This window comes from Halobacillus litoralis, from assembly GCF_020171725.1.
Lineage (GTDB): Bacteria > Bacillota > Bacilli > Bacillales > Halobacillaceae > Halobacillus > Halobacillus litoralis_F.
Genome location: NZ_JAIVAJ010000004.1, coordinates 239266 through 250822 on the forward strand (window position 1 = coordinate 239266; position 11557 = coordinate 250822).

Below are 11557 nucleotides of genomic sequence, written 5' to 3' on the forward strand. Positions count from 1 at the left end.
CAACTTTTCAAAAATCAGCGAGTCGAAACTGAAGAGAGGAGGAAGCACATGACCTTTTTGAAAAAGAAATCCAGTCAAAAGTGCTTTGAGAGTCTGCCTCACAACCAATTTCAGCGGGGGGATTTTAAGAGTTAGAGAGATTCGGACAGAGAAAGGCTGCCGAGAGAGGAGATAGTCCGAATAAAAGGTTATTAGGACAGGGAGGCGTCGCGGTAAGAGGGTGCTAGTCCCAATAAAGGGTAATCGGGACAGGGAAGCGCCGCGGACAGGAGGAGGTAGTCCCAATAAGAGATTATCGGGACAAGAAAGCGCCGCAGGAAGAGGATGCCAGTCCCAATAAAAAACAATCAGGACAACGAAGCCTCACACGAAGCCCTGTCAGTCCCAATATAAAAAGAGAATACGAGATTGAACCGCTGCAACTATATCAAAAGCCACACCATTCTCAGACTTTTGACAAAACTGTCTAATTGGTATTGACACTCATTCTCAACTACAGTAATCTTATATACAGATGAAAATGATTCTCACTATCATGGAAGGGAGTTACATAAAGATGAAAACAACATCAAAATGGTGGCTGGCGGCGCTTGTCTTAGGGCTTGCGATGCTGCTTGCCGCGTGTGGCAATAGTGGTTCTGACGAATCGACGGATGCTGAAGGGTCATCCGACGAGACGGAGGAAACGGAAAATACTGACGAAGCGAGCGGGGCTCGTGAAGTCGAGCACTCGATGGGAACGACGACGATTGAAGGGACACCGGAAAAAGTCGTCACGCTTTTCCAAGGGGCGACGGACGTAGCGACTGCGATGGACGTTGAGCCTGCCGGAATCGTGGAGTCTTGGATGGAGAAGCCGATCTACGAATACCTTCGCGATGATTTGGAAGGAACGCCGATTGTCGGCCAAGAGACACAGCCGAACTTGGAGGAGATCGCAGCGCTTGAGCCGGATGTGATCATTGCTTCGAAGACGCGTCACGAAGATATTTACGAGCAACTGAACCAGATCGCACCGACGATCGCGATCGACAAGCTTTTCGAATATAAAAATACGGTGGAAGTGATGGGCGAGGCGCTGAACAAACAGGACCAAGCCGATCAGATTCTGACCGACTGGAACGACCGCGTCGAGGACTTCCAGGCAAAAGCAGCTGAGAAGATGGGAGAAGATTGGCCGATGAACGTCGCGGTCTTGAACTTCCGAAGCGACCATGCCCGCATTTACTTCCAAGGGTTCGCCGGTCAAGTGCTGAACGACGCTGGCTTCACCCGTCCGGAAGCGCACCAGGAAGACGTCTGGGGCATTCAGCTGACGGACAAAGAAAGCATTACCGAAATGAACGCCGACGTGTTCTACATTTTCATGGATGAAGACGAAGCGGTGAAAGAAACCTACAACGACTGGACGAGCCACCCGCTATGGCAGAACCTTGATGCTGTCAAAAACGATCAAGTGTACGAAGTCGACCAAGTCATCTGGAACATGGCCGGAGGAATCCGCGCTGCGAACCTGATGCTGGATGACCTGTACAATCGTCTGGAGCTTGAACAATAAGACTTGATGCAAAGATAGGAGTCCGTCTCCTATCTTTGTTTCTATGGAGAGAGATATGATGTTTTCTTTTTCAACGAAACCGTACATAAGATGGACGATTCTCGCTGGATCGATCCTTGTATTCCTGCTTGCCGCACTCGCAAGCCTCGCGTTCGGAAAAGCGGCCGTATCGTTCACGGACGTGTGGAACGCACTGTTTGCCTATGACCCGGAAAGCACCGAGCACATTATCGTCCGCACCTCGAGGCTGACGAGGACGCTCGTTGCGATCACGATCGGGGCGAGTCTTGCGATTGCCGGGACGCTCATGCAGGCGCTCACCCGCAACCCGATGGCCGCACCCGACATCTTCGGGGTCAACGCCGGCGCTCTTTTTTTCATCGTATTCGCCGCGACCTTCCTTTCGGTCGAGTCGCTGACGCACTACATGTGGATCGGATTCATCGGAGCGTTCGTCGCCTCGGTGTTCGTCTACTTCCTCGGCTCGCTCGGGGACGACGGGCTGTCGCCGGTTCGGCTCGTCCTTGCCGGTGCCGCCATCACGGCGCTGTTCGTCTCGTTCACCCAAGGCATGCTCGTCCTCGATGAGCAGCGGATGCAGAGCGTCTTGTTCTGGCTCTCCGGCTCCGTTGCCGGCCGCGACCTCGACATGCTCCTGCCCGTCCTGCCGTTCATCGTCGTAAGCATCATCGTGGCGTTCTTTATGGGCAAGCCGCTGAACATCTTAATGTCAGGGGATGATGTGGCAAAAAATTTGGGCCAGAACACACTGCTGTTGAAGCTGATTGCCGGCGCTGTCATCGTCCTGCTCTCGGGCGGATCGGTCGCCATCGCCGGGTCGATCGGGTTTCTCGGACTTGTAGTGCCTCATCTCGCAAAAGGCGTAGCCGGACCGAATTACCAGTGGGTCCTGCCGCTCAGTGGGCTGTTCGGCGCCACGCTTCTTCTATTATCAGACGTCGCCGCACGCCTGATCATCGCCCCGCAGGAAATGCCGATCGGGGTCATGACGGCCCTGTTCGGGACGCCATTCTTCATTTATGTCGCAAGAAAAGGGGTGAAGAAACGTGACTGATCACTTTACGATCCGCACGAAATCGGGTTCAGTTTCCATCCAAGTGCATAAGCGGTCCCTTTGGGTGCTGAGCCTGCTTTTTGCCGCCGTGTTCGGCGTCTTTCTCGTCAGTCTGTCGTCAGGAAGCAGCTGGATTCCGCTGTCAACAGTCGTCACAGAAGTGTTCGGCGAAAGTGAGTCCGCCTTTGTCCTGAACGAACTGAGGATGCCTCGGGTCTGGCTCGGTCTGTTCGTCGGGGCGAGTCTCGGCGTGTCCGGTCTGATCCTTCAAGGGATGATCCGCAACCCGCTCGGGTCACCGGACATCGTCGGCGTTACGGGAGGCGCCTCGGTCGGGACGGTGATCTTCATCGTTTATTTCATGGGCGAGGTGAGTATACAGTGGATGCCGGTCGCGTCCGTCACAGGCGCTGCCGTCATCACCATGCTCATTTACCTTTTATCATGGAAGGACGGGGTCACACCGATGCGGCTGATCCTCATCGGAATCGGGATATCCGCGCTCACAAACGCCGTCGTGACGATGTTCATGGTCTCGAGTGAAGCCGCGCTTGCGACGAGGCTGTACCTTTGGATGACGGGAAGCCTGTACGGCACGAACTGGGATGAAGTGAAAATCGTCGCCCCCGTCGTCATCGCGCTGATCATCGTGTCGTTATTTTTCACAGGGATCGTCAACGTAAAGCAGCTTGGCGATGACGTCGCTCGCGGAATGGGCGTCCGTGTTCAATTTTACCGTGTACTCCTGCTTGTCTTAAGTGTAGGACTAGCAGGCGCTGCGGTTGCATTCGCGGGAGGCGTCGCCTTCGTCGGGCTGATCGCCCCGCACATCGCGAGGCTGATGCTGCAGCGTTCATTCGGCATTCTCGTATTCGGGTCCGCCTTGATCGGCGCGCTTATCGTACTCGTCGCAGACATCATCGCGCGCACCGCCTTCCTGCCATCCGACATCCCGGTCGGCGTCTTCACCGCAGGCATCGGCGCACCATTTTTCATCTATTTACTGTATCGGAATCGAGAGGGGATGAGCGAATGACGACCATGGTCGATTTACTCGAAGCACCAGACGAATTTCTGAAGCACCAGCAACAGCGGATCAAAGCACCGAACACGAAGATCGCCGCCTCCATGGTCATCAAGCGCTATGCGAAAATCTACTTGGATGAAGTGATGGACTCGATCGTCTTCGGTGAAAAAGCCCGCATCGTCCCACTTCACGCCTGCACTTTCACAAATGAGCTGAACCTCGTCGTCGATGACAGCCGCGTCTCTTATGCTGAGTGCGGCTGGCGTGCGGTCTTCGCTGAGCACCTGACGCCCGTCGTCACCTCGCTCCATAAAGCAACGCGTCTGCCGCACATCATCTTATGGGAAAATGTAGCGGTCCGGATGAATTCCTATTTGAGAAAAGCCGTCCAGAAGCACCCGGACGAAGCCGGTGCTGTCCGTGAAGCCGCCGCAGAGATTCGAGACCTCGACGGGGATGTTTTTCAACTGGAGAAAAATCCGCTCGCTGAATACTTGGCGCCATGCGAGGCGTTGACGGAGCAGGTGATGCGGAAGACGTGCTGTTATTATCACAAGCTTGAGAAAGAAAAGAAGCTTCCCTACTGTCTCGTCTGCCCGATCCAGTAATAGATGGAATTTACTTCCATTCGACAAAATAATTCGACACGAAACTTCACGTGAAACATGTGACGGAAGGTCATCTCCTTGCTAAGGATCCATCCTGTTCCAAAATGGCGACTAGTTCTCCGAAGAGCAGAAGATGTATTCGAAATCACGTTTAACTGCTAAATCCACGAGAGTGTGTGTATGGACGTTTTCGGTCACAATATGTATAAGGAACCGTCGTGTAGCAGCTTCTCATGACGGCTTTTCAATTACTTGGGAAATAACAAAATTTAGTTTCAGTGGATAACACATGTCGAATAAGTAACGTCCGGCTCCAGCGCCTTTGTTCTTACATATCCGACATTACGGAGCACCACAAGTCGGGAAATCGCCCTTCACCCTTGGTACGCTATAGAAGAAGGAGGTCATCGGGGTGGATATTGAACACTTAAACCGTGCCGTCACGTACATGGAAGAGAATCTTGATCAGACCATCGATTTCGGGGAAGCCGCACGCCGGGCCTACAGCTCTGAATTTCATTTCAAGCGCATCTTTTCCGCTCTGGCAGGCATTCCCCTATCCGAATATGTGCGCAGAAGACGTCTGACGCTCGCAGCCTTTGAGTTGCAGAAGGGGACAGAAAAAGTCGTGGATGTAGCCCTTAAATACGGCTACCAGTCGCCGGACTCTTTTGCTAGAGCCTTCCATGCGCTGCACGGCATTACGCCGGCGGAAGCCAAAAAGCAGGGAGCATCCCTGAAGGCATATCCGAAAATGACCTTCCAGCTTACCATTAAGGGAGGAAATGAAATGGATTATCGTATTGTAGAAAAAGAAGCCTTTCAAATTGCAGGGTTGAAGAAAAGGGTCCAGATTCAGTTCGAAGGGGTGAATGACGAGATTGCCGCGATGTGGAAGAGTCTTGACGAAAACACCATCGCTGAGCTGAAGGCCCTGGCTGATACGGAGCCTCAAGGCATGATCAGCGCCTCGACCCATTTTTCAGAAGGAAGAATGGAAGAGAAGGGGGAACTCGACCACTATATCGGCGTTGCGACAACAAAGGAAGTACCCGATTCCTTCGCAAAGCTCGACGTCGAAGCATCACAGTGGGCGGTTTTCGAAGCGGTCGGACCGTTTCCTGAGACGCTTCAGCAAGTGTGGGGCCGGATTTATTCCGAGTGGTTCCCGGCTTCGAGCTATCAACAGGTGGAAGGACCGGAGATTTTGTGGAATGAAAGCAAGGACACATCATCTGATTCGTTCCGCAGTGAGATCTGGATTCCCGTTCAGAAAGGCTGACATTCCTTCTAAAACCGACTAGAGACCGCGTCTCTGATTCACAACCGTTTCTCCACAAAAAGAGACTTGGACGGCATTCCGTCCAAGTCTCTTTTTTTATTTCTTCGTAACCGACGCATTGTAAATCGTCTCTACGGCATTCTGTAGCGTCTGGTTGAACTCTTTATCCGACTGGTTCACGTTCAAATCATCGACAAGTGCTCGGGAGAAGCTTGCGATCAAGCCGTCGTTTTCTTTCAAGCGGGAGTTCGCATCATCACGGGCGTAGCCGCCTGACAGTGCAACAACTCGAACGACGCGTGGGTGATCAATCAGCTGCTTATACTGGTTCGCTTTCGTCGGAATCGACAGCTTCAGCATGACATTTTGATCCTCAGACAGCTCATCCAAATGCTTCAGAATCTCCTCATGCAAAATGCCCTCTGATTTCTCTTTATCCTCACTATGAATGTTCACTTCCGGTTCGATGATCGGCACGAGGTCTGCCTCGATGATCTTTTTGCCGACATCAAACTGCTGGTCGACGACCGCTTTGATGCCGTCTTCATTCGCTTCGTGGATCACAGAGCGCATTTTGGTTCCGAAAATGTTCCGGTCGTTCGCACGGCGGAGTGTCTCATCCAAATCGTGGTTCGGCTTCATCAGCTGGACGCCGTTCGCCTGCTCATCGAGCCCTTTATCCACCTTCAGGAAAGGCACGATCCCTTTTTCAGCTAGATAATCGGCTGTGTACTTGCCATCAATGTGACGGTCCATCGTCTGTTCGAAAAGGATGGCGCCGAGAATCTGGTCGGAATTGAAGGCAGGGGATGTGATGATCCGCGTCCTCATTTCGTGAACAAGGTCGAACATTTCATCTTCACTTGTGTAGGAATCCTCTTCGATCCCATATGCGGCCAAGGCTTTTGGCGTACTGCCACCACTTTGGTCGAGGGCTGCAATAAATCCATCTCCATTTTTGACTTTGTCAAATTGTTCTTGGTTCATAGCATTCACTCCTCCTCAAAAAATAGTCCGTTTTCTATATTCCCGTTTCGGGTGGTCCGTCAAACAAGATTTTGTCGGCCATCTGTTCTGCTTTTTCATCCGGCATCCTGCGAATGACTTCGAGCATTTTATTCGTAATCGACTCGATATCGGCGTTGTCGTATCCGAGTTCCTTGAGCGCTACCGTCGCATAGGCGAGTGAATCATCTCTTTCCATCGTTATTCCTCCTTATGAAAAAGAACACCCCTAATATAGAGGTGTTCTCGTTGGTATTACTTTTCGTTTTTGTTTGCTTTGCGAGCTTTTTTCGCTTCCTGCTTGTGCTGCTCGTTTGCTTGAGCACTTCCGAATTCTTGTGCGAATTCACCTTCAGCACGTTGTTTCGGCTCGTAGCTCTTCTGCTGTGCGTCATTCTTCTTGTTGCGCTTTGTCATTGGATCCACCCACCTTTCAAGAGTATTATTTGTCTTTTTATCAGCTTCATACATTAGAAAAAAATGGTGGGAGGACGATGGAAGTTTTGGGGCATATTGTGGAATAGACAAAACGGAGTGTTATCAACAGATGAAATTTGTGTTGTATGTAAATATAAGCTCTATTCAACCTTGACGAGGCGCAAAAAGCATCACCGCTACACCGATTAAACAGATGCCTGCTCCGATCCAGTCATACAAGTCCGGTGTTTTCCGGTCAACGCCCCAGCCCCAGAGCACAGACAAAATGATGAAGACTCCTCCGTATGCGGCATAGACACGACCGAAGGAGGGGAAGGTCTGGAAGGTTGCGATGACGCCGTAAAGGGCGAGGGCGAATCCGCCTGAAAGTCCATACAAGAACGGCTTTCCCTCCCGAAGCCACAGCCAGATCAAGTAGCCTCCGCCGATTTCCGCAAGCCCGGCCATAAGAAATAACAACATTGACATCAACATGGTTTTTCAACTCCTATAGGATGGGATCGGAACAGAGGAAAGGGTGGCAACACGAACCGTTCTGCCACCCTGGGATTTACTCGTCTGTTTCTTCTTCTTTATCTTCCTGCCCAAACGCCTCAGGAATCATCTTGAAGCCATCGATCTCCGCATCTTCATCAATCTCGATCATCAACGCACGCTTGCCTTTGTAGTTGACTTGACGCACGAATTCCAAGTCTTGCGGACTGATGGAAATGTTCGCGACCTTCGTCTGGATTTTGATTGATTTCGAGTTGTATTTCGGCACGATATTGCTTGCCTTCAGCTCATAACGGTCGTCTTGTGCAAAGCGCTGGAACGCGACTTTCACCTGCTCCTGCTCGACTTTCTGCCCACTATCTGTGAGGACGCGCTCGACGTCTTTATAATCGAGCTTCGGCGGCTCATCGTCTTCATTTTCTTCAACAGATCGGTGGATTTCACCATACACTTTCGATAAGGTAGACGGGTTGATCTGACCGCCGACCACTTCACGAACGACTTCCTCGAAGACCGCCTTGTCGGTTTCAGCCGTCATCGCTTCCTCCGCATTCAACACGTCTTCAATGAAATGCGGATCCGGCTCGTTCGCTTTGCCGGTCGAGTACAGCACGTGGTTCACATCCGCCGCCCCGTCGGTAATCGTCGGGAACAAAAAGCCGGTCAGCGGTTTTTTCAAGTCGATGACCGGGTCGACCTGAATGTTGTATTTGAATTCCTTTTCGATATAGTCGAACTGGATTTCTTTTTTCGGCTCCTCGGTCTGGTTGACGCTGCAGAGGATGAACGGGTTGGAATAGACCGAATCGCGGCTGCTTTCCTCCGCATCCGGGTTCGATTTCTTCATTGGCTTCCGGTACTCGGCCGTAATGAACGTCACGACGATATCCTTCTCGTACGGGTGGTCGTCGATCATGCGCTCGACGAGCTTCAGCATGTATGCCATCCATTCTTCATTGTCGTTACTGAGAAGCGCTTTATGTAGCGTGAGCTGAGCGGGATCCTCCACGTCACGGCTGAACTTCAGCTCGAACAGCTTCTCATCCAGCTGACCTGTGAGTACTTTTTTGAAATTGTTCATAAACAGCTCCTGCTGATCGCGGTCAAGCAGGTCGAACGGCTGATGCTGGAAATGATAGACGTCCGTCGAATCCTTCATAATGTACACGTTGAATATATCAGAAATCTTCAGAAGATCGTTATCGACTTTGAACTGTTTCCGGATATTCGCGATATCTTTCTTATCCAAGAACTTCACTCCTACCTACTAGATTTGATTTATCCATTTTAACACAATCCTAGTCATCGGAATGTGAATGAATTATGCTTTGAAGGGAGGGGGACGACAAATTATGGAAAGAACGAGAGTCGTAATCGGAGCCGGGGAGCATTCGAATAACCCGGGATGGATCGAAACACAGGAGTCCGAACTCAACCTTTTGAAAAAGGAAGACTGGAATCGCAGGTTTGATGAAGGCTCGATTGATGCGGTTTTAGCCGAGCATGTGTGGGAGCATTTGACCTATGAAGAGGGAAGAGAGGCAGCGCGGATCTGCTATGAGCACCTCAAGCCCGGTGGCTACATCCGCTGTGCGGTACCGGATGGTTATTTTCCAGATGAAGCGTACCAGGAAGGCGTACAAGTCGGAGGTCCTGGACCTGCAGATCACCCGGCAGCGAGCCATAAAATCGTCCATACATACAAGACGTTACGTGCCATGTTTGAAGAAGCGGGCTTTCACGTGCGTCTGCTTGAATACTGCCGGGAAGATGGGACGTTCATCTATGAGGAATGGGACGAAACAGACGGCTTCATCTACCGCTCCAGACGTTTCGACCACCGCAACCAGAACGGAACACTCGGGTTCACATCCGTGATCGTGGATGCTGTGAAGATATGAAGAGCGAGGGGCGGTCCCTACGCCCCCTGCAGCTCATCCACTGTCACAAACGTATAGCCCATCTCCGTAAGAGATTTCAGAATGCCCTCCACCGCCTTAAGCGCGTCGTCCGAATCATCATACATCGGGTGCGTCAGAATGATCGACCCCGGCGTCACTCCATCCACCACATAGTCCACCTTCTCCTCAGGAGCTGAATAAAACGTGTCAGGCTCAAGATTCCACATGATCGTCTCCATCTCCTGCTGCTTCAAATAGTACGGCAGCCCGATCAACTTTTTCCCGTAAGGCGGGCGGAAGTCGATCTCGCCCTCATAGCCCGCTTCCCGGATCAACGCATTCGTCTTGTCCACTTCCGATTTGTAAAACGAATATCGCTTGAACACCATGTAATCGTGCGTGTACGTGTGGTTGCCGACCTGATGCCCCGCTTCGACAATCGCCTCCGCCTCATCCATATGTTCCTCCATATCTTTTCCGATTAAAAAAAACGTCGCCTTCGCGTCGTATTCCTCAAGAAGGGGGAGAAGCTCTTCCACCTTGTCAGTGGGTCCATCGTCGAAGGTGAGTGCGACGACCTTGTCCTCTGCCTCGACCTTTCTCGTCAGCTCCCCGAACGCCTGAAAACCGCGCGCGTTCATCCATTCATATGTACCATAGGCTGCCATAACCAGCGCCACCACGGCAATCACAATGCCTAGTATAAGTTTCTTCATGTCATCACCTTTTCTAACAAAAATTGCTCAACCTTTGGAGTTTCGTTACACTCAACTTAAGCATACGGAATTCGTGTAGATTTACAATAGCAGAAGAATGATAGAAACATCACAAAGGGGATCAGACATGAGTAGATTGATGGTTTTGACAGGAGACCTTGCGGAGAAGGGGAGAATCCTTCCACTTACAAAGGACATCGTCATCGGAAGGTCGACAGAAGGGTACACCCCGGAGCTTGCCTTTGAGAATGCCTTTATTTCAAGAAGGCACGCCGTGATTACCAAAAGGCACGACCAATTCTATATAGAGGATGCGGGCAGCCGCCATGGCACATCGTTGAACGGCCTTTTGCTTGCGCCAGACGAGAAACAGGTCCTGAACGACCAGGATGAGATTTCATTGTCAGGGGGAGTGGTGCTGCTCCGTTTTGTGACGTCCGGAATAGAGGAGACGCTGGAGCTGAAGCCTGTGGCAGAAGAGCAGGGGATAAAAGGGAAGTTAGATAGGCTACACTTAGTTGGACAGTTTCGTTAAGGTCCGATAAACTTTACTCAAATTAAACTCGAGGAGAGCGGATTATGACTAGACGAAATCGTCGTACATTTACAGAAGAATTCAAAACGCAGATGGTAAAACTTCACGAAAGCGGTAAGCCACGCAGAGAACTCATTCAAGAGTATGAGCTTACTTCATCTTCTTTGGATCGTTGGATTAATCAGTACAAAAACTCAGGTTCCTTTAAAGAGGCTGATAATCGTTCACCAGAGGAAGAAGAGTTGATGAAGCTGCGTAAAGAAAATCAACGTCTTTCCATGGAGAATGATATTTTAAAGCAAGCGGCGCTGATCATGGGACGAAAGTAGATGTGATTCGGAACAACTGTCATAAATACTCGGTATCAGCAATGTGTGCCGTCCTTCAATTACCGAAAAGTACGTACTATTATGAAGCAAAAGAAAAAGATACGTCTGAAGAAGAGGAACTGACGAAGCTGATCATAGAGGTCTTCCATGGAAGTCGTCGAAGTTATGGTACGCGAAAAATCAAACATGAACTTCAAAAGCAGAGCTGGAAAGTATCCAGGCGCCGTATTGGTCGCATTATGAAAGAGCAGGGGCTAGTGTCCAAGTACACGGTTGCGCAATTCAAACCTATGAAGAGTACTTCAAATGAGTCCGACCAAGGAAATACGTTGAATCGTCAATTCGAGCAGGATGAAGCTCGGAAGGTCGTAGTCAGCGATTTAACTTATGTACGTGTAGGAACCAAATGGAACTACATCTGTACAATTTTAGACCTATACAACCGTGAGATCATCGGCTATAGTTCAGGCCCTAGAAAGGACGCCTCCCTTGTCCAAGAAGCTTTTGCGTCCATACAAGGCAACCTCGAAGACCTAGAGTTATTCCACACAGATCGTGGCAATGAGTTTAAGAATCAAGCGATTGAAG

Annotated in this window: 13 protein-coding genes and 1 pseudogene; 8 read left to right on the forward strand and 6 right to left on the reverse strand. The window is 50.6% G+C overall.

Annotated elements, in window-relative coordinates:
• Positions 1–556: 556 nt before the first annotated feature.
• The 5 genes from LCM20_RS09955 (at position 557) to LCM20_RS09975 (ending at position 5550) form a co-directional block, all read left to right on the forward strand.
• Positions 557–1558 carry an ABC transporter substrate-binding protein gene (locus LCM20_RS09955; protein WP_225195306.1) on the forward strand — a complete coding sequence of 334 codons (1002 nt, stop codon included), beginning with the start codon at positions 557–559 and terminating at the stop codon, positions 1556–1558.
• A gap of 58 nt (positions 1559–1616) precedes the next feature.
• Positions 1617–2633 carry a FecCD family ABC transporter permease gene (locus tag LCM20_RS09960; RefSeq protein ID WP_412097997.1) on the forward strand — a complete coding sequence of 339 codons (1017 nt, stop codon included), beginning with the start codon at positions 1617–1619 and terminating at the stop codon, positions 2631–2633.
• On the forward strand, positions 2626–3669 hold the full coding sequence (locus tag LCM20_RS09965) for a FecCD family ABC transporter permease (RefSeq protein WP_225195308.1): 1044 nt from the start codon (positions 2626–2628) through the stop codon (positions 3667–3669). Before LCM20_RS09960 ends, LCM20_RS09965 begins: the two co-directional genes overlap by 8 nt.
• Positions 3666–4268 (forward strand): IucA/IucC family C-terminal-domain containing protein, encoded by a 603-nt coding sequence (locus LCM20_RS09970; RefSeq protein WP_225195309.1) that lies wholly within the window; start codon positions 3666–3668, stop codon positions 4266–4268. The genes LCM20_RS09965 and LCM20_RS09970 overlap by 4 nt, the downstream gene beginning before the upstream one ends.
• 448 nt (positions 4269–4716) lie before the next feature.
• The gene (locus tag LCM20_RS09975; RefSeq protein WP_263622052.1) at positions 4717–5550 is read left to right on the forward strand and encodes an AraC family transcriptional regulator; all 834 of its coding nucleotides are present in this window, start codon (positions 4717–4719) and stop codon (positions 5548–5550) included.
• 96 nt (positions 5551–5646) lie between these two features.
• Here LCM20_RS09975 and LCM20_RS09980 read toward each other — a convergent pair whose 3' ends face one another.
• From LCM20_RS09980 to LCM20_RS10000, 5 genes are all read right to left on the reverse strand, one after another.
• Complete coding sequence (locus LCM20_RS09980) at positions 5647–6537, reverse strand: fructose bisphosphate aldolase (protein WP_225195311.1); 891 nt, start codon at positions 6535–6537, stop codon at positions 5647–5649.
• Between the two features lie 34 nt (positions 6538–6571).
• Positions 6572–6754, reverse strand: coding sequence for a hypothetical protein (locus tag LCM20_RS09985; protein ID WP_225195312.1), 183 nt, complete (start codon positions 6752–6754; stop codon positions 6572–6574).
• A gap of 56 nt (positions 6755–6810) precedes the next feature.
• Positions 6811–6972: a hypothetical protein gene (locus tag LCM20_RS09990; protein WP_225195313.1), complete on the reverse strand. Its 162-nt coding sequence runs from the start codon at positions 6970–6972 to the stop codon at positions 6811–6813.
• A gap of 165 nt (positions 6973–7137) precedes the next feature.
• Positions 7138–7467 carry a YnfA family protein gene (locus tag LCM20_RS09995; RefSeq protein WP_225195314.1) on the reverse strand — a complete coding sequence of 110 codons (330 nt, stop codon included), beginning with the start codon at positions 7465–7467 and terminating at the stop codon, positions 7138–7140.
• Between the two features lie 76 nt (positions 7468–7543).
• A complete protein-coding gene (locus LCM20_RS10000; RefSeq protein WP_225195315.1) occupies positions 7544–8737 on the reverse strand; it encodes a DUF4317 domain-containing protein in 1194 nt (397 codons plus the stop codon).
• 103 nt (positions 8738–8840) lie between these two features.
• Between LCM20_RS10000 and LCM20_RS10005 the strand changes: the two genes are divergently transcribed.
• On the forward strand, positions 8841–9389 hold the full coding sequence (locus tag LCM20_RS10005; protein ID WP_225195316.1) for a class I SAM-dependent methyltransferase: 549 nt from the start codon (positions 8841–8843) through the stop codon (positions 9387–9389).
• 17 nt (positions 9390–9406) lie between these two features.
• Here the strand turns inward: LCM20_RS10005 and LCM20_RS10010 are convergent, their stop codons facing one another.
• Complete coding sequence (locus LCM20_RS10010; protein WP_225195317.1) at positions 9407–10105, reverse strand: polysaccharide deacetylase family protein; 699 nt, start codon at positions 10103–10105, stop codon at positions 9407–9409.
• A 127-nt stretch (positions 10106–10232) separates the two neighbouring features.
• Between LCM20_RS10010 and LCM20_RS10015 the strand changes: the two genes are divergently transcribed.
• Together LCM20_RS10015 and LCM20_RS10020 are read left to right on the forward strand one after the other, a co-directional pair.
• Positions 10233–10640 (forward strand): FHA domain-containing protein, encoded by a 408-nt coding sequence (locus LCM20_RS10015; protein ID WP_225195318.1) that lies wholly within the window; start codon positions 10233–10235, stop codon positions 10638–10640.
• A gap of 44 nt (positions 10641–10684) precedes the next feature.
• Positions 10685–11557, forward strand: a pseudogene (locus LCM20_RS10020) (IS3 family transposase); the annotation flags it as partial.